Source organism: Bradyrhizobium sp. CCBAU 45389 (assembly GCF_028128625.1).
Taxonomy (GTDB): domain Bacteria; phylum Pseudomonadota; class Alphaproteobacteria; order Rhizobiales; family Xanthobacteraceae; genus Bradyrhizobium; species Bradyrhizobium liaoningense_B.
On sequence record NZ_LBIY01000084.1, the window covers coordinates 38,882 to 64,822 of the forward strand.

At 57.8% G+C, this 25,941-nt stretch carries 23 protein-coding genes; 13 read left to right on the forward strand and 10 right to left on the reverse strand.

Going from position 1 to position 25,941, the window contains the following annotated elements:
- Positions 1-711: 711 nt before the first annotated feature.
- A complete protein-coding gene (locus XH79_RS14650; RefSeq protein WP_271526451.1) occupies positions 712-1,428 on the reverse strand; it encodes a sulfite exporter TauE/SafE family protein in 717 nt (238 codons plus the stop codon).
- 1,083 nt (positions 1,429-2,511) lie between these two features.
- Between XH79_RS14650 and XH79_RS14655 the strand changes: the two genes are divergently transcribed.
- The gene (locus XH79_RS14655; RefSeq protein ID WP_164937383.1) at positions 2,512-2,649 is read left to right on the forward strand and encodes a hypothetical protein; all 138 of its coding nucleotides are present in this window, start codon (positions 2,512-2,514) and stop codon (positions 2,647-2,649) included.
- Positions 2,646-2,807, forward strand: a complete 162-nt coding sequence (locus tag XH79_RS14660) for a helix-turn-helix domain-containing protein (protein ID WP_128948422.1) — start codon at positions 2,646-2,648, stop codon at positions 2,805-2,807. The genes XH79_RS14655 and XH79_RS14660 overlap by 4 nt, the downstream gene beginning before the upstream one ends.
- A 354-nt stretch (positions 2,808-3,161) precedes the next feature.
- Here the strand turns inward: XH79_RS14660 and XH79_RS14665 are convergent, their stop codons facing one another.
- From XH79_RS14665 to nodD1, 9 genes are all read right to left on the reverse strand, one after another.
- Positions 3,162-3,887, reverse strand: coding sequence for an outer membrane protein (locus tag XH79_RS14665; protein WP_128948423.1), 726 nt, complete (start codon positions 3,885-3,887; stop codon positions 3,162-3,164).
- Positions 3,888-4,657: 770 nt separating this feature from the next.
- Positions 4,658-4,939, reverse strand: coding sequence for a hypothetical protein (locus XH79_RS14670; RefSeq protein ID WP_271526450.1), 282 nt, complete (start codon positions 4,937-4,939; stop codon positions 4,658-4,660).
- Positions 4,940-5,962: 1,023 nt separating this feature from the next.
- The gene (locus tag XH79_RS14675; protein WP_128948425.1) at positions 5,963-6,325 is read right to left on the reverse strand and encodes a NolY; all 363 of its coding nucleotides are present in this window, start codon (positions 6,323-6,325) and stop codon (positions 5,963-5,965) included.
- Between the two features lie 1,142 nt (positions 6,326-7,467).
- Positions 7,468-7,824, reverse strand: a complete 357-nt coding sequence (locus XH79_RS14680; protein ID WP_271526449.1) for an ABC transporter substrate-binding protein — start codon at positions 7,822-7,824, stop codon at positions 7,468-7,470.
- Positions 7,824-8,477: a branched-chain amino acid ABC transporter substrate-binding protein gene (locus XH79_RS14685; RefSeq protein ID WP_271526448.1), complete on the reverse strand. Its 654-nt coding sequence runs from the start codon at positions 8,475-8,477 to the stop codon at positions 7,824-7,826. The genes XH79_RS14680 and XH79_RS14685 overlap by 1 nt, the downstream gene beginning before the upstream one ends.
- Positions 8,478-8,894: 417 nt before the next feature.
- On the reverse strand, positions 8,895-9,608 hold the full coding sequence (locus XH79_RS14690; RefSeq protein WP_208757090.1) for a MerR family transcriptional regulator: 714 nt from the start codon (positions 9,606-9,608) through the stop codon (positions 8,895-8,897).
- A 122-nt stretch (positions 9,609-9,730) separates the two neighbouring features.
- Positions 9,731-9,940: a hypothetical protein gene (locus XH79_RS14695; protein WP_164937384.1), complete on the reverse strand. Its 210-nt coding sequence runs from the start codon at positions 9,938-9,940 to the stop codon at positions 9,731-9,733.
- A 551-nt stretch (positions 9,941-10,491) separates the two neighbouring features.
- Positions 10,492-11,484, reverse strand: a complete 993-nt coding sequence (nodD2, locus tag XH79_RS14700; protein ID WP_128948426.1) for a transcriptional regulator NodD2 — start codon at positions 11,482-11,484, stop codon at positions 10,492-10,494.
- A 627-nt stretch (positions 11,485-12,111) separates the two neighbouring features.
- A complete protein-coding gene (nodD1, locus tag XH79_RS14705) occupies positions 12,112-13,056 on the reverse strand; it encodes a transcriptional regulator NodD1 (protein WP_128948427.1) in 945 nt (314 codons plus the stop codon).
- 789 nt (positions 13,057-13,845) lie between these two features.
- Between nodD1 and XH79_RS14710 the strand changes: the two genes are divergently transcribed.
- From XH79_RS14710 to XH79_RS14760, 11 genes are all read left to right on the forward strand, one after another.
- Positions 13,846-14,478: a NodA family N-acyltransferase gene (locus tag XH79_RS14710; protein WP_128948428.1), complete on the forward strand. Its 633-nt coding sequence runs from the start codon at positions 13,846-13,848 to the stop codon at positions 14,476-14,478.
- A complete protein-coding gene (gene nodB, locus XH79_RS14715; RefSeq protein ID WP_128948429.1) occupies positions 14,475-15,134 on the forward strand; it encodes a chitooligosaccharide deacetylase NodB in 660 nt (219 codons plus the stop codon). Before XH79_RS14710 ends, nodB begins: the two co-directional genes overlap by 4 nt.
- A gap of 15 nt (positions 15,135-15,149) precedes the next feature.
- Entirely contained in the window at positions 15,150-16,523 is a 1,374-nt protein-coding gene (nodC, locus tag XH79_RS14720) for a chitooligosaccharide synthase NodC (RefSeq protein WP_271526446.1), read from the forward strand.
- A gap of 11 nt (positions 16,524-16,534) precedes the next feature.
- Positions 16,535-17,164, forward strand: coding sequence for a nodulation methyltransferase NodS (nodS, locus tag XH79_RS14725; protein WP_128948431.1), 630 nt, complete (start codon positions 16,535-16,537; stop codon positions 17,162-17,164).
- A gap of 13 nt (positions 17,165-17,177) precedes the next feature.
- A complete protein-coding gene (gene nodU, locus XH79_RS14730; RefSeq protein WP_271526445.1) occupies positions 17,178-18,887 on the forward strand; it encodes a nodulation protein NodU in 1,710 nt (569 codons plus the stop codon).
- A 1-nt stretch (position 18,888) separates the two neighbouring features.
- Positions 18,889-19,809 carry a nodulation factor ABC transporter ATP-binding protein NodI gene (gene nodI, locus XH79_RS14735; RefSeq protein WP_128948433.1) on the forward strand — a complete coding sequence of 307 codons (921 nt, stop codon included), beginning with the start codon at positions 18,889-18,891 and terminating at the stop codon, positions 19,807-19,809.
- Positions 19,810-19,812: 3 nt separating this feature from the next.
- Positions 19,813-20,601 (forward strand): ABC transporter permease, encoded by a 789-nt coding sequence (locus XH79_RS14740; RefSeq protein WP_271526444.1) that lies wholly within the window; start codon positions 19,813-19,815, stop codon positions 20,599-20,601.
- A gap of 324 nt (positions 20,602-20,925) precedes the next feature.
- Entirely contained in the window at positions 20,926-22,953 is a 2,028-nt protein-coding gene (locus tag XH79_RS14745; RefSeq protein WP_128948435.1) for a carbamoyltransferase family protein, read from the forward strand.
- A 167-nt stretch (positions 22,954-23,120) separates the two neighbouring features.
- Positions 23,121-24,233, forward strand: coding sequence for a nodulation protein NodZ (locus XH79_RS14750; protein ID WP_271526442.1), 1,113 nt, complete (start codon positions 23,121-23,123; stop codon positions 24,231-24,233).
- Positions 24,230-24,577, forward strand: a complete 348-nt coding sequence (locus XH79_RS14755; protein ID WP_271526441.1) for a hypothetical protein — start codon at positions 24,230-24,232, stop codon at positions 24,575-24,577. The genes XH79_RS14750 and XH79_RS14755 overlap by 4 nt, the downstream gene beginning before the upstream one ends.
- A gap of 346 nt (positions 24,578-24,923) precedes the next feature.
- Complete coding sequence (locus XH79_RS14760) at positions 24,924-25,760, forward strand: SDR family NAD(P)-dependent oxidoreductase (protein WP_128948437.1); 837 nt, start codon at positions 24,924-24,926, stop codon at positions 25,758-25,760.
- Positions 25,761-25,941: the final 181 nt, after the last annotated feature.

The following is a 25,941-nucleotide window of genomic DNA, read 5'->3' on the forward strand; positions in this document are numbered from 1 at the left end:
CACGCTGCTTGTCTCATTGCGGGAAGCATCATCACGGATGTACTGATGATGTTGGGGTGGCCCCGGCGCACTTTACCGCCCCCCGCGAGGTGCGTCGGGACGCCTTGGTTCGCCGGCATCTCGTTCAGATCCAAATACATGTCACCAACTCACAACGACTTGGACGTCGTGCTGATGGTAAACGCGAGCTCGGAACGATCTGCTATACGTTCTATTCTGCTTCATCGTTGAGGCGTTTCGTTTCTGATAACACCGTTGCAGCCGTTGATCGGCCAGATCGGATATCTGTGTAGTCTTCATTGGCGTCGCATCAATGCGTTGAACCTCCAGATTCAGTTCCACATAAGCCTCCTGGTGAGGCGTCGCCGATCTCGGCTATGGCCTGGCGAGGCTTCAACCAAGCGTGCCGAACGAAGAGCACCTGATGGACGGCCTCGTTTGCTCGCCCGGCCTGCCCGACGTTGATCCTCCCCTCGATTGGAAGCGTGAACCGAATGCGATCTAGTACTGACCGTCCGGCTGAGGACCATCAGCCGGAACGCGCTCGGATCCGCCTCACCGTCGCTCGACCCTACGGCTTTTCGCCATCGTGTTGGCGGCTTTCAGAGTTGGGCAAGGCGCTCGGACCAGGCTTGAGCCGCGGCTTGCAGAAACCTTGTACTTCGATTTGACCGCGCTGGGATCCCCGCATGAAAGATGTGCGTTTCGATCTCAAGTGCGAACCAATTGGATGCCGGCAACGAGCAGAACCGCTGCCAGTATGTATCTGATGGCTGTCTGGCTCAACCATTTCAGGCCGATTACTGTTCCAGCGACCGCACCCGCCAGCACGGCGATTGTGTAAAGAGCAAAATCCTGGGAAGGAAATTGGCCAGTGAAAAGAGCTCCGACGAATCCGACTGTGGAGTTGGCCAGGATAAAAGGGGGGGATAGCGCGACGGTCTGCCTCGGTGATGCCCAATTCAGTGCGATGAGCGTCGGGGCGAGGAACACACCGCCGCCCACCCCTGTCAGGCCGGAGACGAGGCCAAGGACCGCGCCAATGCTCACGCTTGCCCGGAGCGGAGTTTCGCCGACGCGATCGACGGCTTGTCCCCGGTGCATGATCATTACTGCGCTCGCCAGAAGAAGAACGAGCCCGGTCAGTGTTTTGTACATCTGCTCCTCGAGCACAATCAAGCCACCGGCAAGTGACGCTGGCATCGACGAAAAAAGAAGAGGGCGCAGGAGTGTCCAGTCAACGACCTTGTTGCGGTTGAACAGCCAAGTAGAATAGGTCGCGACAACAATGTTGAGACCAAGCGCCGTGGGGCGCATCTCTGTCGATGACATACCAAAGAATGCCATCAGCGAGAGGAATGCAGTACCGCCAGCCTGGCCAACGCTCGCATATAGCAGGGAGATGATCGCGAAGAGCAGGGAAGCCATGCTTCACCGATTTTGGCGACGACCTTCGCCCTGTTTTACCAAGCCCATCATGATTGGTGCATCTGGTGCGGCTCAAATTGTGTTTCCGATCGGGGGCGGCTCTAATCGTTTCCCCGAATCGCGCGGCCGGAGGTGCAGTCAGTTCAAGTTCCTTAGCGAGTGCCATGTGTGGACCCTCCCATCAATTGCCGAGGTTGGTAGTTGACTGGGCCCCAATAGGGGGGTGAGTCCCTGAGAGGACGGCACTCGAGGAGGGGGCGGCCGAGGTGAGCTGCATTTCTTGCTGTAGCTCACCTCGTGCCGCGGTTCGCGATGGTGCTGTCGCCTTCCCTCCCCATGTCATGAATGCTTCGAGGCACCTACCTCGCAACGAACCGTCCGCGTTCGAAGCCCTTCTGCGACGATTGATTTTGGCGAAATCAACAGTTGGTATGGCACTTGCTAGTCCGATCCGGGGGGCTTCCTTCTGGAGATGCGCATGCAAAATGTCTTCCGCATCAAGCAGGTCTCGCGACTGCGGCTATCTCTTGTTGCGCTTTTGACGTGGCCCTTTTCTGCCCGTTCGGTTCGTTTGTCCCGGGCCTGCCGGACGGGTCCGATGAAGCGTCGGACAACAATGTGGAGAGCATGGCGTCTGCATCGGATCTTCCGTGCTGCTCATCGATCGCGTCACCGGCGCTGTCACACGCCGACGATCAGCGACAGGTTAGCGATGGGCGATGTGAAAGATTGGGAAAAAAGATGACGCTTCTGTTGTCTTCATCTGAAAGCAGGGAATTGGTACTGACAAGACGCAGATCGAGTCCCGCACCGAAACGCGCGTGCTCTACCTTACGTGTATCGCGAAGTTCAGAGCCCAGGATCGCCGTGCTCGCATTCGAGAGAAAGCGAAGCGTCGTTCGGACGCAACTGCGTTTTCTCGCCATGCAAGCTAAACAGACCCAAGCATCTAGCCGTTAGTGCTGCTTGGTTCTTGTCGCCGGCACAGTCCCGGGGGCCCTCGGACCGTCTATCACTAGGGGCATGAGTAAGGTGGAGGCATCTTTGTGTTCGCACCGATTCGATCCACAAGGACGACAGGCGATGATCTCCGATTTCGCCAGCTCCGCCATCAGCGAGTACTTTGTCGATCGCCTCGGAGCAAGGATGATGACGCTATCTCGGCTGCCTGACGATGCGATCATCCTGGCGCAGTCGCCGGCAGAGCAACGAATGCGGTGAATGGCGTCGGAGAGGGAAAATCGTCATGGGAAATTGGGATGATCGTGGGAATCAGCGACAATGCAGTCATTTTTCATGTCGAGAATACGATGGGAAAGCTGGGCGCGACCAGCCGGATTCAAGCAGTCGCGATAGCTATTCGCCTCGATGTTCTTTGAATTCAGTTAAGGAACGAGCGCCAACTGTCACATCTTTGGCTCCCAGTTTCTGGCAAGTTGACCATGGCGCTTTCGGCGAACTCGCAGATATAACGCTCCTTTGGGCAAGTCTGCATCTCGCGCTGGGTGAGGCTCTGGGGCTTCGTAGGGTCGGTGAGATGTGGAATCGGCGGATCTAATGCTCACTGGTCGGAGCATGGCGGCCTCTCTCCATCGAGCGCGTGATCCTTTGCTCAGACGCGCTCGCAATCCTTGCTCCGGAAGTAGGACAGGGGTCCCTAGGGAGAGGGACAGCTGAGGAAAGAACCCCGACCGCCGGTCGGGGTCCCGATTCAAGCAAGCGCGGGGGGACCTTTATCTGGCAAACGGCGAGCCAAACTTGTAGTTGAGCCGTGCCGTGATGAGATCGATGTCCTGGTGCACGCGATCCGCGCCAAGGGCCGCTGGGAAGCTTATGTTGCTGCGCTGCATGAACAAGTGGTTATACTCGACGCCAGCCGACCAGCTCGGCGTGAGGCTGACTTCGGCACCGGCGCCCAGCACGCCACCCCAGCGAACATCACTGTTTTTGCCAATCTCTGTGCCAGTTGCCACCGAGTTGACGTGATAGGTGTTGCTGGTCAGCGCAGCGCCGCCCTTGCCATAAAGGAGGATAGCATTGAACGCGTATCCAATATGGCCCGTGAGTAGACCGAATGCATCTGTCGTGGTGCCAACGGTGTCTGCCGGGAAGGCGGTGCTGACATTGGAGCCGCGGAAGTCGGCCCAGTTGCCCTGGCCTTCGAGGCCGTACACCATGTTGAAGATGTGCCAACGATAGCCGATCTGGCCGCCAATCGTACCGCCAGTCGAATTGTGGCACCCCTCGGAAGCGACGCCATTGAAATCCCAGCAATTGCTGCTCGTTCCCCAGCCACCATTGGCGCCGATATAGTAGCCGGACCAATCGATGATCGGGGCTGCGACCGGCAGCGGTGCCGCCTTGACCTTGACAGGCTGCCCGGCCAGGTCCGTGCCGAATGAGGGAGTGGCCGCACCGAGTGCGCCCATAATGGCAGTCAGAATCAGAATCTTTTTCATTCGAGTGTCGTTTCCTTTCGGTGCCCCCCGGCGCCGTGCGTTTAACAACATGAACGCGAATTGCTGTAACTGCCGCACCACATGTCTTCGAAAGAAATGTCACCAATCGTACGTGGCGTCAGATTGCGGAGCCCGCAGCTTGCCGCTGTTCCGCTTCTACGGAGACGCTACGGCTCGGCAGTGGTTGCCCCGCGCGGATTGTTCTTTGACATGATCGTTCATGATGAGCTACGACGCGAAGCAATCTGGGAGGTGTTTGGCTCCTTCTGTCGCTAAGGAGCGACAAACCCAGGCCGCGCCCTACAATGCTGGACCGATGGCCCGCCTCGGGCGCTCAAGGTCATTCTTTCGGCACGGTGTGCTATCGCTTGAGCGATGCCGGCCGTTGCAGGCTCGATCGCTCTGGCTCGGGAACTACCACAAATCTAGCTAGCTCGAAGTCCGTAACTCTACCACCGATCGATGGGTCGCGAAGCCTGCTGTGGCTATGCTAGACAATGCTCTTGCTTGAAATTGCGCAAGCCCGGGCCGAGCTCAAGGTGAGGCAGAAAAGGGTGGTCGGCTTCCTGGCGCGAGGAATACTAGCGCGGCCGCCCCGTCTCGCCCCCGATTGGGCCTGTATTCAGCTTACTGGTCTTGCGGTCGCCAGAGGAGCGGCAGGCCTCAGCTTTCGGGAACGTTCTCGTCAACGGGGCCGCACATGAGCAGAGAAAAGTCCGCTCGACCACGTGCTGACCCGATTGTTCTACGATAAAGGCGCCCTAAATACCTCAACGGCGCCGGACGCTCTCGCCGGTCCATGTACAAGCGCCTGGTTGCTCGGGCGACAGCGCCAGTTCAGCCCGCAAGTTGCGTATCGCCTCGTTTGCCAGATCCAGAGTATTCCGTTCTCCGTTTCTTATCAAATGCTCGAGGTAAGTGCGCAGTCGGCTATGAAGGACGGCCTTGCGATTATGTGCCAGCAGCGGATCCTTCTCGACAAAGCTCCAAGCCTTCTCAAATGCGACGCTCACGACGGCATCTGGCACCTGCTGGGAAGAGAACTGATCCATTCAAACACTCCTCGACATCCTGAAAGGAAGTACCTTCGCAAAGCAAACCGAGATTGTGTTGCATGTCTAAGCAAGAAAGACATCAGCTCTGCAAGACTTTCTACCGAGCTGCTCTCGGCGCTTTCAGGAGAGGATAAAGATGCTTGTTGAAGTTGTGATGACCGAACGTCGTGACGGGCACCATTCGAATAATTCTGAAACGAGTGAGACGAGTACGGGTTACCGTGCACTTCATTGCCGCAGTGGTCCTGTTGGTAGGTCACGAGTCACAAGTTGTGGCTCCTGTTCATTTACTCGGAAGATCGGCGCCCACCAGTCGCGACTAAAGCCGAGCATGATGAATTGGACCGCGCGCTCATTTTCCACCCTCAAGCCAAGAAGCGTCCAGACCGCAATAGTCCTTGTGATGTCGAATTGTGGATCATGTAGCGTGTTCCGGATGTGACTTGTCTGTCGGCTTTTTGACATGTCTCGATGGCCCATTGCCGGGTGAGTCACCTGCGCATGGCCTCCTGCTCCGGGTGTGGTGTTTGTTACCGGTCAGTCGCCCTAGAGAGGAGCGAGATGCAACGGCAATGGCGATGCTCCCATAATGGATTCTTTGTCGTCTGGCAAAGACGGTTCGGCCCCGTTCGCTGCGGGTTTGAGACAGACCGGCGTAGGGAAGCCGGCGCAGCGAGGGACCGGAAGCGGCGGTAGTCATCCGAGGTCTCGCACGTATGTGTTGGGTTGCGCTTCCGAGCTCTCGACCCCTGCAGCTGGCCACAGACGTCGAGAGACAGCAAGGTCCAGCTGGATGGAATATAATGTGTCGTCCGCGGCGCAAGATAGAGCGAGCCTGGTTTCGAACGTGGTGGCGAGCAGTTGCTATATGGCAAGCCAGCGGGAGCGGCGCGCCTACGGATGGTGAGCCCATAAATAGAAAATGTCGATCGCTGGTGCGTACGGCCTTAGCGCAACCGTCAGCCCAGCGATAAACGTTCGGTCAACGCCGTCAACCTTCAGAAAAAAGCAAATTAAATCTCAGTCCGCTGCTGCACGTGAAAAAATGAGTTTGGCGATCGTCATTCGATTGGCGGAAGTCCGCAGCGCGGCCGGTAATGCCGCGACAGTCTGATCAAATAGGCGTCCCAGAACCTGAAGGTCCTCGGGGTGGTAAACGCCACGGTCTCGCGACAGTCGCATTCGTCCGTCGCCGGTTCTCGTGTCGCCAAGCCGGCCGAGCTCCAATTCCGCCGTAATCATTTGGCCTATGAGCGCATTAAGTAATCGGATCGCTTCGAGCTCGTTATCTTCTTCGCGCATGAGGGCAGCCACGATCTCGAGTTGCAGGTCGATGCGATCCTCGAGGTTCTGTATGCGTGAATTGGAAGGGTCAAGTTCCACGGTATTTCTCCAAAGTGGTGAAATGCAGGACAGGCTGAGTAGAGGTATCGTTTCCCGTTCGGCAGATGCCCGACGCTTCGCTGGACGTGATTGCTGCACAGGAGGTGCGCTCGGTCCCATAGAGGCGGGCACACATGTGCCGCGAAAGGACTGCAAAGGCGGATGAGGGTCTAGGGAAAAACGAAGAGCGTTGTCGTTGGCGCGGGATTTGAATGGATTGTCGCGCTGTCCAGCGCGTCCGGCAATGGCACCGACTCCGTTGGGGGGCCAACAGCTGATGGTACTGCTTTGCTTGGAGGCCGCCGCGGGGGCATCGGATTGTTGACGCTACAGGCCTCGTCAGAGCGAAAAGTCCAGCCTGCACCGGTGGAAAGGGCAGCTCACCTGCCTGAGTTCTATGCTGCGGACGCATTTACCATCGCCGAACAGTGTGCGTGAGAGCTGTCTTCTTGGAGTCTTCAAGTATCGTGCCAAGGGGAGAGGCGACGACGTGATAGATTCCGCGCGAACTGCGATTGGTCATCGCACTGCATTCGTGCCCCGCGTGTCTCGCTGTCAAACATTGCTCGATGCAGCCACGACAGACCTGGGTGGCGCTGCGACCAAGCTGAAAAGGATCCATTATCGCGCGACATTCGTGAACTTTGCTTTCCGTAAGCCGGCGACCGACTTATGCGGTGATTGGGTTGAATTAGTAAAATAGAAAGTGTTGATGGGATGCATCCAGCTCGTTGATAGCGCCCGTGAGCAGCCTCAGTGCCTTCATCGGGAGTCGGTTAATTGGTGTTTCCTACGGTCTAGGTCTAGCGTGCATAAGGAATGCTGGGCAGCGCTGCTGATCTGCTGATGCCCGATCGAAATTGACCGGCACGAAGTTGCGGGGCGAACAGCGTTGAATCCAACCCTAAAACCCTGGATACTCCCAAGCCGAAGTCAGACAACGGTGCTGCTATTTGTCTATCATCGGATGTAGCACCTCCGGCAGCTCGACGCTGCGTAGCTCTGCGAGCGCCGCAGCGAGAGCGAAAAACGCTCCGAAAGCGGCAAGTATAAAAGAGCTAGCGAGTATCGCTGCAATCAAGTTCGGAGGACGTCTCATCTTGCGTATACTTTGCGGTCGGGAACGCGGCGTTCCGTGCAAATCAGTACCTCGTGACGCGTTCAACATGGCCGTTGCGCCAGCGGTAAACCAGAAATCCAGAAGCCGAGTTGTCTCCTTTTTTGTCGAACCGGACCGGGCCAACCACGGTATCGATCGGCCGTGAACGAAGTGCGCTGGCGACCCGCGCAGGGTCGAAGGAGCCGCTACGGTACACCGCCTCTGCCCAGGCTTGCACAGCTGCATAAGCGTATAGCGTGTAGCCTTCAGCGGACCGGCTGGAAGCTTTGAGGCCGGCGACCGCGCCGGCCGCGTTGGCATTCCCGGCGGGATCGGGCATGAAGGTAAACAGTGTGTCATTCCCAGTGCTGCCGGTAATGGCCCAGAATTCGGAGGTCATCAGGGGATCGTTCGCCATACTCTGAAGTCTGCTTTTGCTTCTGATGCCTGGCGTAGAAACAATCCAATTTCGGTATGATAACCGCCGATATAGGCGACGCGCACCCGATCCTTCTTCATTCTTGAGACCAACGCTCTGAAGTCCTTTTCGCCGGCAACATAGCTTTGCCGAGTGACTTGTCGTCCGAATCGATGAAGCCGGGCTTCAACCACGTCGGCAATTCCCTTGCCAGCAGTGCTCTTATCGTCGAGCACCGCGATATTCTCGTTGGGATAATTCATGTGAATGTACTCGGCGGCAACGGTTCCCTGTTGGTCGTCGCGGCCGCAGATCCGAAAGACAGTCTCAAGGCCGCGATCTGTAAGCTGAGGAGTTGACGAGCCTGGTGACACCTGAACGATGCCTGCTTCGGCGTAGATGTCGGAGGCGGGGATCGAGGAAGAGGAACAAAAGTAGCCAACCACCAACAGGACCCGCTCTGTCGTGAGCTTATTCGCGACTGCGACAGCTTGCCTGGGGTCGCAGGCGTCGTCAGCGACACTCAATACAACCTTGGCGTTATCGGGCAGTAGGCCCGAAACATTCAAGACTTCGACTGCCGCAGCCGCACCATCGCGCATTTGGGCGCCGAACGCGGCGCTGCTTCCGGTCATTGGGTCAGCCACGGCGATCTTTATTTCAGAGCCGCGCGCAGACGGACCGGCGAGAGCGCAGAAGAGAAGCGCTGCACTCGCAACAGAGGCGGGCCGCCTATTCACCATTGTAGAACTTCCAATGCTCACCTGAAGTGAACCACAGTTAGTTGTAAGCTTGCACGTCGGCAGGGCGAGGTTGCCTGCCGAGCAGACGTGCGATGGCTCAGTGAGCTTCCAACTGGAAGGTCTACAACTTGACGTTACGTGCGGATCAAGCCCTTTCGGGAGGGAGCGATGGAGCTGTCAGGGAAGCGAATCGATGGGCGATGACCATCTGCCCATTCCCTGAGACTCTCAGCCGCATCAGAGAGCGGCCGGTTAACCTAGCGCTTCTAGAGGTTGTCCCGGAGACGTGTGGAACCGGCCTTGAACGCGTCAGTACGGCTGATCCTCCAACCCGCTAAGGGCGAGATCGAGATATTGCATCAGGCAGGGATCCCAACCAGCCAGACTGCGGGGGGCGCTTAATCGTGCAAGTACCTTCAGGATCATCGAAACGCGTGAATCGGCGCCGGCGATTTCGCTGATCAGCAAGCGTGCTGCAACTGCGACAGTCTTTGCGCGCTCGCCGCAAGGGTGCTCGCCCCGATCCATGCAGTCGCGAAGGTCGTCGCGGATTCGGCGCCAGCGGTCCTCGCGCTCCGCAGCTAAATTGCAGGTGCATTCGGACGTCTGACTACGCGTCTCAACCCGCGACATGGCATTCAGGGTGGCAGGCAGCTCATGCACACTTACCTGCGCCTCGCCGTCGATGGTCATGTTGCGCAAACGGTCCCGTAACAAAGTTGCTCGCGCGACTTGAAGTTCTATGCGCTCTAGGTGTTTGCGCAGCAGGTCCGTGAGTGAGGTCGTGCCTTCCATAGCTTTACGGATCTCGATTAGCGAGAAGCCAAGCTCACGCAGCGCGCGAATCTGGTGAACCCGCTGCACGCTTTCGCGGTCATACATCCGGTGACCGCCGTCAGTACGCTCTGTGGCGGCTAGGAGTCCAGTGTGCTCATAATGGTGCAGCGTGCGTACCGTTACTCCGGTCGCCTCTGCAAGTTCGCCAATGCGCCATCGACGCCTTCTTGGTGTAGCTCTGTTCATGTTGTTCAATTTCAAAGCCTACAACCTGACGTCACGTATGATTCAAGCGGCTTTCTAAGCTCCAGCTGAATCGTCTTCCACCCCGACACGCGAGTGGTGACTATCCTTAGAATGGCGGCCGATCAACCCTTAGGGGAAATGGTGATCAACAACTTCGTCAGGCGTGCCAGTTGAGCCTCGCCAGCCGCTGTGCGCTCCAGGATGAGCTTGGCGATTGCCGTGCGGTTCTCTGGACTCCGCATCGATGGAGGAAGCGCGTTGACGGCGCCGTCATAAAGTCGTCCGAGGGCAGAAAGCTCTTCTGGATCGAACACCCCGCTGCAAAGCTTCAACGTTCAGCTCCTTGTTTGAAATTGGTCAGCGCAGCGCACGTCGTCAAGACGTTTGGCTGCGGTAGGGCCAAAACAAGTCATACCTGCGGCGCGGAGCAATGAAGGTGTGATGTACTGCTGGGTGATGCGCTAGCGCCACACGCGTGCGCGATGCTTGCTTCGACTGCGCGGCTGGTCCGACGATCTCTATGCGAGCAGTGGATGTTGGTAGGACTCCGAAGACGCTGATCGTCTCCGTTCATCGGGAGCAACGACTGACTGACACGACAAGAGCTGCCTGCCTGTCCTACCTCCTTGAGACAGGTGCGCCCGCACCCGCAGTTGCAACGGAAGCGCCTAGCTTCAACGCGAGCTCGTCGGTTTGTCCCCGTCCACGTCGCTAAAATCAGGCCGGCAGTCTGCCGCGCCTAGGCGAAGATGCGAGGAACTACATAACGTCCTACGAGCCGGTGGGTCGCGAGGAGCTTTATCCTCCGACAATGAGAGCAAGATAGGCGAGGTGTGTTGAGACAAGTGTTGGAATGCGAGGACCGTAGACTTTACGGATGGGCTTACGGCAACGGGGAGACAGATCGTACGAGATGTCCCGCGGTGTCTGCTTCTTCCGAGAGGCTGGTGACAGGGAGCTCTTGTGTAGTTGCCATGCGGGTGGCCTCCTGCAACAATATATCCCTCATCCACAGACTTCCCGGGTCGCTGTTCTGAAGCGCGGGCCATTGGACCGCCTCAGTGAAGGCGGGGAATGGATGCGGAAGCTCGACGATCTTAAGGGGCATCGTTCTTTGGAAATGCCTCACGAGCCCTAACGGCATGGTGCCTATGCGGTTCGTCCCAACCAGGAGGGGCGGGATCATACTGAAGCTCTGCACGAGAATGTCGATGCGCCGAGTGGGGCCGAGATCCATTAAGAATGAATGCTCAACTGGCGTTTGGGGCGCACCTTCGTGCTTAACTGCAACGTGACCCATCGACATATATCGATCGAATGTAAGCCGGCGTTGTAATTCCCTGTTGGTGCAGCAGCCTACGCAGACGAGTCTCTCCTCGAATAGGGCCGCTCTTGGGTGCGTGCTGGACATGAAAAAATCTGGCAAGATAACAAAATCGACTTCGCCGCGGCGGAGGAGCTCCTCGTGCTCATCGGTCGGCGCCTCCAGTTGGAAGCTGACGGTGGGGGCTTCTCGCGTGACGCGCTCTACGACATTTCGGAAGAATACAACTGTTATAAAATCCGAAAGGACGATCTTGAATCGGCGGTTCAATCGAGCTGGGTCGAACGCATCCCGCGCCATAATCGAGAGTTCAATGTGCATTAGAGCCTCGCGCACAGGAGCCGCCAGCCCTTGCGCGCGTGAGCTCAAGACAAGTTCGCGCCCCCTCATTCCAAACAGCTCATCACCGAAATAGGAGCGCAGCCGGGCAACGGCCGCGCTCATGGCCGGCTGACTGAGATTGATTTTGCGTGCCGCTGAGGAGAGGTTGCGCTCAGCTATTAAAGCGTCCAGCGCGACGAGAAGGTTTAGATCCAGACCTTTGAAACGCATCTCTTCCTATCCGGCAGAAACGTCCTTGCTACGCAAAAGCGTGCCGTGACGGCTGCGTCTGGAGCAATCGTCTCGACTCGCCCGAGTTGACATCGCGCAATCCTGCTACCGCGAAAGGAAGCTCGCGAAATTCCGCAAGAATGGAGAGCGAACGCTAGGCCAATCGGCAGCGGCGCGTAAGCGTCAGGAGCCTCTCAGCTGATTGGTCTCGCCGGTTTCTGCCCGACAACGCAGCTGAGTCCGGTCGTTCGCTAATGGCAGATCAACCCACAGTCCGCGAGCTCGCCAAAGCGACCTGTCGAGGCTGCGTCGTGCAGCGTTAGTCACGACGGTGAACCTACAACCTGACGCAATGTGCGATTCAAGCCATTTTATTCGCGAAGCTATACATTTTTTACTGGAGGCATGTCCGGCCGCGACAGCGGCTGGCGTAGCCTGAATCCGGCGCAAGCGCATCAAAATAGACCTTCAGTTACCACGCTCACCGGGGAAGTCTTCGCAAGCGATTGCCGCATTGCGAGGTCTGTGGCGGTTTCTCCGCAAAGGACCCTGAAGCGAGGAAAGGGACCGAGCACGTCGGAGGGGCAAGCGTGCCTAGGATGTCCAAAGCGTAGCTTGCGGGTAAGCCTAACAGCGCCTGCGAGCCGGAGGCGTTTGCTCCCCAGATGCCATGTTGGATGCCTCCTCGAGCAATATCCGCCGCATCCAGATGCTCGCCGGGTCGGTGTTGTGGAACGACGGCCACTGCACGGCCTCTGTGAATGTGGGGAGAGGGAGCGGCGGTTCGATGATCCGCAGTGGCATTCGCTTTTCGAAGTGTCTGGCCAGCCGTAAGGGCATCGTGCCGATGCGGCTCGTGTCTAACAATATGGGCGGAATCAGGCTAAAACCCTGCACAACGACCTCGATTCGTCTCCTCAGACCGTGCTCAAGCAAAAACCATTCTTCGAGGTTCGGTCTCAGGGCCCGTCCGAACTTGGCAGTAACGTGCCCCATCGAGATGTATTTCTCGAACGTAAGCTGCCGGGATAGCTGCTTATTCGTGCGGCATCCCACGCATACGAGGCTCTCATCGAACAGCGTCGCCTTAGGGTGCGAGCTCGACATGAACAGTTCCGGCAGAATGAGAAAGTCGACCTCGCCCCGCCGCAGCAGCTCATCCGGTTCATCAGAAAATGGCAGCAGTTCGAAGCGCACTGCGGGAGCTTCTTGTGCCATGCGGTCCACAATTCTGCGAAAGAAAACGATCGTCATGAAATCTGAGAGAATGACCCTGAAGCGTCGACTCGACTGAGCCGGGTCGAACGCGTCCCGTGATATGATCGAGAGTTGGATGTGCAGCAGGGCCTCGCGAACCGGGCCTGCAAGCGCCTCCGCGCCAGGTGTCGGGACGAGCTCGCGACCTCTCATAGTAAATAGTTCATCGCGGAAATAGGTGCGCAGCCGTGCGATCGCAGCGCTCATAGCGGGCTGACTCAGGTTAATTTTACGAGCCGCCGCTGTGAGGTTGCGTTCCGTCATCACGGCGTCGAGCGCAACGAGAAGATTTAGATCAAGTCCCTTGAACCGCATGCTGTCAGTCTATCCATCGCGTGGATGTGTTGCATCGAAACAATCGATTTTACCAAACTGCGGGAAATTGGATAGCAAACTGAAGTTTGCAAAAGTAATTGGGCGCGCCACGATGCTTTCCGATCGTTCACGTGAGCTAAGAGAAGAGCGTCCAGACGTGCGAGCGCACCATGGGCGCGCGCTGTTGCTTCTTCTTCTTAAGCTCGCCCGTAACGCCAAGCGCGTCCCGATAAACGTTGGTATGCGGATTTCATCCGTTTCCATATTTGACGTTTACCCGCGTACAATTGAGCGCGCGTTCAGCCTCATTCTAGTGTCGAGGAATAGCGGCAGACGCAGATTGCGGATGCCAAGAATTCCAGGCGCCGCTCCAAATGGCTCGGCTGTCCAGTGAATGCGGGGCGTGTCGAAGATGTATAGAAGCCAGTTTGATCCGATGCCGCTCCGATGCGCCATCGATGAGGCTTGCGCGTCGATGGCCAGCCCTCAGACGTCGAAGCGCCGGAAGACGATGCGACAGCAGGCGCAAAAGCTAGCTGATGCAGACAGGTTCTGGCTAGTCCAACCGCCTCGTCGGCACCTTCCGATTTATAGCGCGCGCGGCATTAACCGGACGAGCGTGCAATCAAACGATCGCTCCATCGTGCAAAGGCCAGCGGCGCGGAGCAGGCGAGCGGTGCCGAGCTCCGACAGAGCATGGCGGCGCATCTCAGCATTGATCGGCGGTTCGCCGAATAGCGAATTCACGTGACCATCCCTCTTAATTCCACCGGCGCAAGGAAGCTCGCCATGAACATTGCCGTGTCCCCGACTGCGGAAGTGCCTTCTGCTCGCGCCCAAGTGCAGTGGAGCCGTCGTTGGGAAAGTGAACTTCAGCTCTCCGATCATGCCGAGCTCGCGGAGTTCTTCCGCAAGAGCTACGGACCGACGGGTTCGTTCAATGCGCAGCCGTTTGAGGGGAACCGAAGTTGGGCCGGCGCAAGACCCGAGCTCCGCGTAATTGGTTACGACGCGCTCGGGGTAGCGGCTCACATCGGGCTACTGCGCCGCTTCATCAACGTTGGTGGAGCCGATCTCCTTGTGGCCGAGCTGGGGTTATATGCGGTGCGCCCGGATCTCGAGGGTCACGGGATAAGCCACGCAATGCGCGTGATGTATCCCGCACTGCAGGAGCTGGGTGTTCCATTCGCCTTTGGCGCGGTTCGCTCGGCGCTTGAAAAACATTTGACCCGACTGGTCGAAAGGCAGGGGCTCGCCACCCTGATGCGTGGCATTCGCGTCCGCTCCACCCTGCCGGACGTCTATCCAAATTTATCGCCGACGCGCATCGAAGACGTGATTGTCGTGGTGTTTCCGGTCGGACGCTCGATAAGCGAATGGCCGGCCGGGACTGTCATCGATCGGAACGGGCCTGAGTTGTGACAGAGCGTTCTACCCTATCTATTGTCCGCTGCGACTACGCTGACGCGGGCGAAAGTCGAGCTGTCTATTTGACCTTTGACGATGGGCCAAATCCATTTTGTACGCCAGGGGTGCTCGATGTGCTGGCGCAACATCGGGTCCCCGCGACATTCTTCGTCATCGGGACGTACGCTACGGAGCATCCTGAACTCATCCGACGAATGATTGCGGAAGGGCATGAGGTTGCGAACCATACGATGACCCATCCTGATCTATCCAGATGCGGACCTGCGGAGTTACACGACGAGGTGCTGACGGCGAGCGAGGCCATCCGTCTGGCGTGCCGGAAGGCCTCGCCCAGGCATATGCGAGCGCCTTACGGCAAATGGACGCAAGAGGTGCTCGCAATGGCGGCGAGCGCTGGTCTCACGGCTCTGCACTGGTCGGTCGACCCTAGAGATTGGTCCCGCCCCGGGGTTGATACAATTGTGAATACGGTACTGGCGAACGTTCGCCCGGGTGCAATTGTGCTCCTGCACGACGGATATCCTCCCGATGAGGAGAGACTGTGCGGTGATGCCACGCTGCGCGATCAGACCAAGACGGCGCTGGCATATCTGATTCCCGCACTGCAACGGCGCGGGTTTGTAATCCGTCCACTCCCTCAACTCCACTGAAAAAAACGACACCCCATGGACCTGCTCGCGACAACCAGTGCTGCCGCCGTTTCATCTTATGCGCTCCTCTCGACTATCTATAAGAGCGTGCAAGCGCTGTATGCCCAGCCGGCGATCGACTCATCGTTGGACGACCTTGGACAAGCAGAGGTGGTCCTTCCTGCTGTGGACGTCATCGTACCGTGCTTCAACGAGGATCCAAACACACTCGCCGAATGTCTGGAGTCGATTGCCAGTCAAGACTACGCCGGAAAGATACAGGTCTATGTAGTCGATGACGGATCGGCAAACCGCGACGTTGTCGCTCCTGTGCACCAGATATATGCGAGCGATCCGAGGCTCAGTTTCATCTTGTTGGCAAGCAACGTGGGAAAGCGCAAGGCGCAGATCGCAGCAATACGCAGCTCATCCGGTGATCTGGTTCTCAACGTCGATTCCGATACGATACTTGCGGCCGACGTCGTCACGAAGCTTGTATTGAAGATGCATGACCCGGCAATCGGTGCGGCCATGGGTCAGCTGATAGCAAGCAATCGCAACCAGACCTGGCTGACCAGGCTGATCGACATGGAATATTGGCTCGCGTGCAACGAAGAGCGCGCGGCACAGGCGCGCTTCGGTGCCGTCATGTGTTGCTGCGGCCCATGTGCCATGTATCGGCGGTCCGCACTCACCATGCTTCTTGATCAATATGAAGCCCAATTCTTTCGTGGGAAGCCGAGCGATTTCGGCGAAGACCGCCACCTAACGATACTCATGCTCAAGGCGGGGTTTCGAACCGAATACGTTCCGGACGCGATAGCAGCCACAGTCGTCCCGCACAGTCTTCGGCCATATCTACGACAGCAACTCCGCTGGGCGCGCAGTACCTTTCGAGATACGTTTCTTGCTTGGCGCCTGCTGCCAGAGCTCGATGGTTATTTGACGCTAGACGTTATCGGGCAAAATCTCGGCCCATTGCTCCTCGCCATTTCATCACTTGCTGCGCTCGCACAGCTCCTGATCGACGGCTCTATACCCTGGTGGACCGGATTGACGATTGCTGCAATGACTATGGTCCGGTGCAGTGTGGCAGCGCTTCGTGCTCGCGAGCTGCGGTTCATCGGCTTCTCGCTCCACACACCGATCAATATCTTTCTCTTACTGCCTTTGAAGGCCTATGCGCTTTGTACATTGAGTAATAGCGATTGGCTATCGCGAAAAGTCACCGATGTGCCGGCGGAAGAGGAGAAACAGCGTGTCATTCTGCACCCTAATGCCGGACGAGGTGCGGCTGGTGTGGGGGTGGCGCCTGCTCCTATTCGTACGGCGCCGTTATCGCAGCCTCCGTCGAGCCTGGCGGCGACGGAGAGTGTTTCCGGTCGCGATCGTTCGACTGTCTACAAATAGGTGGTCGGCTCATGACTCAGGACGCAAACCATCAACTATTAGAGCGAGAGTTGGCTGTCGACGACCCATGGTGCCTCGACACTAGTGCGTTCGAGCAGGAGCGATACGCGCAAATGCTCCGGATGTCGCGTTGCAACGGAGATGCGGGGTCTGCCCTCGAGGTCGGATGTGCAGCCGGTGCATTCACCGAGATGCTGGCGCCGCTATGCGTGCGACTTACGGTCGTGGATGTCATGCCGCAGGCAATCGAGCGAGCGCGACTGCGGACTGGGAAGTGGTCACATATTACTTGGGTCGCCTGCGACATTCAGCGGTTCTCGACCACTGAGCAATTCGATTTGATTGTCGTGGCCGAGGTTCTTTATTACCTCAAGGACGTGGTCGAGATGCATGCGGCTATCCGCAACCTAGTGAGTATGCTTGCGCCAAGTGGCACTCTCATTTTCGGGTCTGCGCGCGATGAAATATGTCAACGCTGGGGGCATGCTGCTGGTGCCGAAACGGTGATCACTCTCTTCAAGGAGAGCCTGTCGGAGATCGAGCGTCGGCACTGCCGCACCGGGTCGGCGAACGAAGACTGTTTGATCGTCCGGTTTCGGAAGCCGAGCGACCCCTCAGAACAATCAAACGTTGGCCATTAGGCCAGGAGGACGTATGCGCATCTGCGGAATAAAGTTGACACATGACGGAGCAATTGCTGTCGTCGAGGACGGTCGGCTTCTTTTTTGCGTCGAGCAAGAGAAGCGCGGCAACAGTCCACGCTATCAGTCCGTCGACAATCTCGATGCAGTCGTGCGCGCCTTGGCGGAGCATGGCCTGGATCCGCGCGACATCGATCAGTTCGTGATTGATGGCTGGGACGGGGAGAATGAATCGCAGTTCCAGCTCCTAAGCGGAGAGTTGCCGATCGCGCTAAAAGGCGCGCCATATGTCGAGCGTCATGCTGAGGGCCTCCTCGATTCCGTCGACGGCTTTGGCCTCATCCTCGAAGGCGAGGAGTTTCCATATAAGAGCTACCCGCATGTCACGGGCCACGTCGCGTCAGCATATAGCACCAGTCCCTTCGCCAGCGCGGGGAAACCCGCGTTCTGTCTGGTATGGGACGGCTGTATCTTTCCACGCCTTTACTATGTCGAACCTCAGGGGGCGCGGCTCATCGGATCGCTGTTTCCGATGATTGGCCATGCCTATGCTGCCGCGGGCCTTCACTTCGGGCCATACCGGCAGCCGAACCGCTCCAGTTGGGATTTGGGCATTGCTGGCAAGCTGATGGCCTACATCGCGCTTGGCTCCGTGGACGAAAGCATCGTGGAAGTGTTCCAGGAGCTTTATGAAACGCGGTTGGCGGCTGACACGGAGCAGGCCCGTCGCTACCGCGAAAACATCAACAATGCGGAAGCGTCCCTTGCAGCCATTCACGACTTCTTCGAGGCAAGCGCATTGCGCCTGACGGCCAAGCGCGCGGAAGACGTCCTTGCGTCCTTTCATGTGTTCTTGGAACGTCTTCTTGTTAAGGAAATCGCGATGGTTCTGCTGCGGTACTCGTCGCTTCCGGGAGCGCGAAATCTCTGCATCGCCGGAGGTTGCGGTCTCAATATCAAATGGAATAGCGCGCTTCGCGCGACGGGACTGTTCGATGATGTCTGGGTGCCGCCGTTTCCGAATGACAGCGGCTCGGCAATCGGGGCGGCGTGCGGCGCTATGGCAGCGCAGGATGGCTTCGGGCCGTTGGAATGGTCAGTTTACAATGGTCCGGCCTTGCAGGAGAGCGAGGTTCCGCCGGACTGGGAGGCGGCACCCTGCAGTCTGCGTGAACTTGCGTCGATTCTTGCCGACAACAAGCCCGTCATCTTTCTTTCCGGGTGTGCCGAGCTTGGGCCGCGGGCCCTGGGGGGTAGAAGCATTCTTGCAGCGCCGACGTGCTCGGCAATGAAGGATCATCTCAACGACATCAAGCGTCGCGAGCACTTCCGGCCCGTGGCGCCGATCTGTCTGGAAGATCGGGCGCCGGAGATCTTCAGCCCGGGGACGCCAGATCCTTACATGCTGTTCGATCACCAGACCCGGGCGAATTGGCGCGACAGGGTCCCCGCGGTGGTCCATCTTGACGGCTCGGCGCGGCTGCAGACAATTTCCCGCAACTCTCCTCACAAAGTTGCTGCGCTTCTCGTCGAATTTGAGCAACTCACGGGCATTCCGCTGCTCTGCAACACGAGCGCAAACCTCCACGGACGGGGCTTTTTCCCGGACGCTGCGGCGGCCTGCCAATGGGGGCTTGTCGAGCATGTCTGGTGCGAAGGCATCCTCTGGAGCAAAACGTTCGTCAAGATACCGTCGTCCACGGAACGACTTCTGTCAGCCTAAGATGAACATGTCCACTGTGGCAATCGACTTTTCCGGCGTGAAAAAGTCATTTGGCGACAAGCTCATCGTCAACGACTTGTCGTTCTCGGTTGCGCGCGGAGAGTGCTTCGGACTGCTGGGGCCCAATGGAGCTGGCAAAAGCACGATTGCACGCATGCTCCTCGGCATGATTTCGCCCGACGTTGGCGAGATTACAGTCCTCGATGAGCCTGTGCCTTCCCGCGCTCGTGCGGCGCGTGTGCGCGTCGGCGTGGTGCCGCAGTTCGATAATCTTGAAAACGAGTTCACGGTACTAGAGAATTTGCTTGTGTTTGGCCGCTATTTCGGCATGAGCGCTCGCAAGATCGAGGCGGTTGCGCCCTCGCTGCTCGAGTTTGCGCGCCTTGAGGCCAAAGCGGACGTGCGCGTCTCCAAGTTGTCCGGTGGCATGAAGCGGCGGCTGACGCTGGCGCGTGCCCTGATTAATGATCCGCATTTACTCGTGATGGACGAGCCGACGACTGGTCTGGATCCGCATGCACGTCACCTGATTTGGGAGCGCCTGCGGGTTCTGCTTGCACGTGGCAAGACGATCCTCTTGACCACCCACTTCATGGAAGAAGCCGAACGCCTGTGCGATCGGCTATGCGTGCTTGAGAGTGGATGTAAAATCGCCGAAGGCAAGCCAGACGCTTTGATCGACGAACATATTGGCTGCAACGTGCTCGAAATCTATGGCGGTGATCTACATCAACTCCAAGAGCTGATCAGGCCTTATGCGCGGCACATCGAAGTCAGTGGTGAGACGCTTTTCTGCTACGCGCAATATCCGGAGCAAGTCTGCGTGCATTTGCGCGGGCGAGCGGGCCTTCGCGTTCTGCAGCGCCCCCCGAACCTCGAAGACGTGTTTTTGCGGTTGACCGGGCGCGAGATGGAGAAATGAGCAATGAATGAGAGTTATGCGTCGGTGATGCCGGCTAACGCTTACAACTGGATCGCGGTATGGCGACGAAACTTCATGGCATGGAGGAAAGTCGCGCTTGCATCGATTCTCGGCAATCTCGCAGACCCCATAACCAATCTGTTTGGTCTTGGCTTTGGCCTCGGACTCATCGTGGGACAAGTTGAGGGAACTTCGTACATTGCTTTTTTGGCAGCGGGTATGGTCGCGGTCAGCGCGATGACATCCGCGACCTTTGAAACGCTATATGCAGCCTTTGCTCGCATGGACGCCAAGCGCACTTGGGAAGCAATCCTTTCTACTCAGCTCACGCTTGGCGATATCGTCCTGGGTGAACTGGTGTGGGCGGCCAGTAAGTCCGTTCTGGCCGGAACAGCGATCGGAATCGTCGCCGCCACGATGGGCTATACGTCATGGCCGTCCATTCTGTATGCGATGCCCACAATCGCCCTTACTGGCCTCGTATTCGCGAGCCTTGCGATGGTCGTCATATCTCTCGCACCAAGTTACGACTACTTCGTGTTCTACCAGACACTTGTCCTCACTCCTATGGTGTTCTTGTGTGGCGCGGTCTTTCCGACGAGCCAACTGCCCGGTTCATTTCAGCACGCTGCCGCCATGCTGCCGCTCGCACATTCGGTCGACCTTATTCGTCCAGCGATGCTTGAGCGCGGCGCCGACAGTGCTGCCCTGCACGTAGGTGCGCTCTGCGTATACGCGGTCTTGCCCTTTTTCGCGTCGACAGCGCTATTTCAGCGCCGGCTTCTGCGTTGACATGACATGAGCGAAACGGAGAAGGTCGAATCAATGCAGTGTCATGGTAGGTACCGCGGTAGCTCGCGAGTGACCTGGTCTGTGACAGCTTCTGCAATGACCTTAAGAAGCCACGATCGACCCAGCTCTACGGCCGCCTGTTCGGCCGATCGGTGTCGGACGTCAGCACCCTTATTTATGAGCGCCTGTCGCTCGGCGCCGAGACGGACCTTACAAAGTCGTGTTGTGCTGTCTGGCTTTCGCACCTGCGGAGCGTGACAGTACAGGTTAGATCGGTGGGACGGTGCAGTTTGGCCTTCCCGCCATGGCTAGTTGGAGAACGCAATGTTGTGCCTGGGACTGAGTGGCGGCCTTGACAGAATCTATGAAAGCTCTCCGGAGCTGCCGAATACATTTCTTCACGATGGCGCTGCGGTTCTTGTGCAGGATGGCCGCGTAATTGCTGCTGTCGAAGAGGAGCGCCTCAACCGCATCAAGCACTCCAACAAGTTCCCTAGCAATTCGATCCGGTACTGCCTTTCTACCGCAGGAGTCGAGCTCGGGGACATCGACCGTATCGCGTTCTACGCGACTGAAGCCTACTGCAAAACCATGCTCGAGCGCCTTTCTGTTTCTCAGCCCGTTCCGTTGGACGCCAAACTGTTGCTGCAGCAGCTGCTGGCACGGGAGTTCGGGGCTGAGATCGATTCGTCCCGGCTTTCCTTCGTGAATCACCACGAAGCACATGCCGTGAGCGCGTTTGCCATGTCCGGGTTCGAGCAAAGTCTCGTCTTTGCGATCGACGGAGGTGGAGATTTTCTCTCAGGCTTATTGGCGGTAGGGTCTGGCACCGAAATTGCGGAACTTGTAAGTTTCCCGGAACATAACTCCTTGGGGCTGCTCTATCTTGAGACGATCCGATATCTCGGCTACGGGATGTTCGACGAATACAAAGTGATGGGGCTCGCACCGTATGGTGATCCCGATCGCTATCGCGAACTGTTCGCCCAGTTCTACGAGCTGTTGGACAGCGGTGGCTATCGCGTTCACCTGGACCGAATCGGACCGGCCCTGGTCCGCAACATCCAAGTGCGGCGAAAGGGAATGCCATTCACCCAACAGCATCGAGATGTCAGCGCGTCGCTGCAGGAAGCACTGGAGCGGATCGTCCTTCACACCCTGCGGCACCATCGTGAAGCGACAGGCATGAAACGCTTGTGCCTAGCTGGCGGGGTGGCCCATAATTGCTCGCTCAATGGTAAGCTGCTTTATTCCGGACTATTTGACGACATCTTTGTTCAACCAGCGGCGCACGACGCTGGTTGCGCACTCGGCGCTGCATTAATGGTATCAAATGAGCTAGGTAGGCCAGCGCCGCGCGTGCGACTGCCGGACGTTTATTGGGGGCCCGATCTGGGGAACGAGCAAGCCGTAGAGCTTGAGCTCAACGCATGGTCAGGCCATCTCGACATTCAACGCAGTGATGACATAGCATCCAGTGCGGCAGACTTGATGGCAAATGGCGCTGTAATCGGCTGGGTTCAGGGCCGCTCTGAATTCGGCCCACGTGCGCTTGGTAACCGAAGCATTCTTGCCGACCCGCGTCCTGCGGAGAACAAGGACCGCATCAACGCGATGGTCAAGAAGCGGGAGGGCTATCGCCCCTTTGCGCCATCTGTACTGGAGGAAGATGCGAGCGAGTTCTTTGAGCTCCCGGACGGCGCGTGGCAGCTCCCCTTCATGAACTTCGTGGTTCGTGTGCGTGAAGCCAAGCGTAACGTGCTCGGTGCGATCACGCACGTTGATGGGACGGCTCGGCTGCAGACCGTATCGCGCAAGACAAACCCCGCCTACTGGGATGTAATTAATGCGTTCAAGAAGCGAACGGGCATTCCGATTCTTCTAAATACCTCATTTAACAACAATGCCGAACCGATCGTGCAGTCCGTGTCGGACGCGATCACCACGTTCTTGACGACTGACCTGGACGGACTTGTTGTTGGGCCGTTCCTCGTCAGGAAGCGACCAACATCACTGGAGGATTGGAGTGCGCTAGGCGTTTCATTGCCGCCGTATGCATCCCTTCATCGTGTTCGCTCCCACACAGCGCCAGATCGTCAGGACACGGTCTGCGAGATCCGCACGGGACATTCCGCCCACTCGAGTATGCGTATCTCACCTGAGCTTTTCGAGATGTTGATGCGAATCGAGGGCGAGGCGTCGCTCGGGTGGCTTTTCGAACCAGCCATGCTGGACCAGGCCAAGCGTGAAGATCTTGTGAAGGAATTGCGGCTCGTATGGGAACGGCGGTGCATTCGCCTGCATCCGCCGCGCGCGGCTTGCGGCCACAATGAAGTGCAAAGCGGAACATAGCCGTAAGTCATGAGCACGGCTATGCCTATGCGTGTATGTGAGGGGACCAGGCCATCCGATGCACAGCGGGCCATTGGGCGTCTGGACTTCGGGCTGGTCGATGCAACACCGCTGAAGAAAGTACGGAAAGTATTGAGAGAACGCGGTTCAGCACGGATAACCCCGCTATGAAGTTCTACCGACGCAGCTCGCCGGTACTGCGATCGCAGGCCCTGACGTCGGGCGAGAAGATGCCCGAGATGTCTGTGTTGACATCTCGTGTCCAACCAGGAGCGCACGAAAAGGCAAGGCAGATGGGTAGCGATTTGAGGAAGGATCGGTTCGTCGTGTCCCGGCGACGTACGGGGTTCGGCGACTGTCTGTGGTCACTGGCGGCAGCCTGGCGTTTTGCAAAGCAGACAGGACGGACGCTAGCCATTGATTGGCGGGGATCTTGTTATCTTGATGAACCATTCACCAATGCCTTTCCAGTTTTCTTCGAACCGGTTGATGACATTGCAGGTGTGCAGATAATTTGCGATGACGACATCAATCAACGTTCGTTTCCGGGCCCATTCTTTCCGGCATGGTGGAATAAGCCATCTATCGATTGCGTCTATCGCCCGGACGAGCAGATTTTCCGGGAACGCGACCAACTCGATCAACTATTCCAAAGTCAGAGAGATAGCGACGCTAACACGGTTGTCTGTGATGCCTGCCTGATGTGGCGCTGCGATCAGGAGGCGGAACGAGAAATCTTCCGGAGTATCAAGCCGCGACCTGAAATTCAGGCTCGGATTGATGCTATCTACCGCGAGCACTTTGAGCCGTACAGCGTCATCGGCATTCATGTCCGGCATGGCAACGGCGAAGATATTATGGGGCATGCTCCTTACTGGGCGGACGCGGAGCGCGCCTTGCGGCAGGTCTGTAATGCCATTGATAAGGCCAGGGGCTTGCGCCACGCAAAACCTGTGAGGGCGTTCCTGTGCACGGACAGCGCGCTCGTCCTTGAGCAGGTTTCGGCTAAATTCCCTGATGTTTTCGCGATCCCAAAGCAGTTCCAGGCGCCTCAAGCCGGCCCATTGCACAATCCAGCTCTCGGAGCCGAAGGTGGCTTTTCTGCACTCACCGAGATGTATCTCCTAGCCCGCTGCGACACCGTGATCCGTTTTCCCCCAACGAGCGCGTTCACGCGCTATGCGCGTCTTTTCGCCCCACGCGTTATAGAATTCGATTTGAACGATCCGGGCCGCTTGATCCTAATTGAGGAAGACTCGCAAGAGCTCATGGCTTCATGAAAGTCGCAGACCGGCTGGATCGATCTGACAGCCGCTCTGTACATCCAAGAGTACTGGAAGATCTTTCCTGCGACGATTTTCTGCCCGTGTTGCAGTTGCCGCGAACTTCCAGCGGCGAAGAGAACGAAGCGGGGGTCGGATGCCCTCGGCTGAGGCGCGACTTCGACAAGAACGGCCCTAAACTGCTGCTTCAGCAAAGGAGGAGCACGTCGTCGTCTTCTTTTCGGGCGGGCCACAAATGGAAGCTAATCGGCGCTCAATCACGGATGAACATTTCAGCACGCCAGCTCGTGTTTGGAACCGACACGCCCGATCCCAGTGCTGCTCAGAGCATCGCGCGATAAATCAAAATCGACCGCCTGCCGAATCTAACGTGCAAGCCTGGTACGTCAGTTTTTCCCGAGCGATCTTTGACCTCGACGAGAGGTGCCGGCCAGCCGCAGGCTCGTACGGCTGCGCGATCAAGAGAGCGAACGCGGCTGGTCGCCCTTTCATGAAGGAGGCGAGTGTACTCGCAAACTTACGTAGCGAATTCACCATCGCTGTCGGAAAGCTCACCGCCGCTGTCTTGAATCCGCCAAGCATTCCGCGTGCGCGACATTAGGACGCGAAACGGAAGTGGATTTACGTGCATCGCAGTGGCGCAAATCCTGCTACGGGTGCGCGGGAGCAACAGTAGAGGAGGCGGCTGTGGGTCTCGATCTGCCAAATGACAAACTGATCAGAGGCCCGCTGCCCGAAGCACATATGGATCGCCTCATTGAGGCTGATAAAGCGCATGTTGATCGTGGTGAACCGAAGGCGATGTTGCTCACCGGGGCATCGCGCGGAATTGGCCATGCCACCGCCAAGCTATTCTCGGAGGCGGGCTGGCGCATCATTTCTTGCGCGCGCCAACCGTTCGACGGTGAGCGATGCCCCTGGGGGGCTGGGAATGACGATCACTTCCAGATCGACCTGGGCGATCATCGAATGCTGCCGCGCGCGATCACCGAGGTCAAGAAACGCTTGGCCGGTGCGCCCTTGCACGCGCTGGTGAACAATGCCGGTGTCTCGCCGAAAACGCCCACTGGCGATCGGCTGACATCGTTGACCACGTCAACCGATACCTGGATGAGGGTCTTTCACCTTAATCTGGTGGCTCCGATCCTGCTGGCGCAGGGTTTGTTTGATGAGCTAAGAGCCGCGTCAGGATCGATCGTGAATGTGACGTCAATTGCGGGCTCGCGGGTGCACCCATTCGCCGGTAGCGCGTATGCGACCTCGAAAGCTGCGCTTGCGAGCCTCACACGCGAACTGGCCCACGACTACGCGCCGCATGGCATTCGCGTAAATGCGATCGCGCCCGGCGAAATCAAAACCGACATGCTATCGCCGGAGACGGAAGCCCGTCTCGTTCCAAGTATCCCGCTGCGCAGAGTGGGGACCCCGGATGAAGTGGCCAAGGTCATCTTCTTCCTGTGCTCGGATGCGGCGAGTTATGTCACGGGTGCTGAGGTGCCGATCAATGGTGGGCAGCATCTGTGAATCGGCCGGCGCGGCGGCGAGGCTGACTTGAACTGCAGCAACCGCACTCGTGTTCTCCGCTGACGGCGCGCATACAATCAACAAAAAATGAATCGAAGGCACACCGCAAGTTTACTGTCGTGCCATGAAAAAGTGTCACGGTTCGATGTCATCTCGTCAACACTTGGCGCTAGATCGAGAG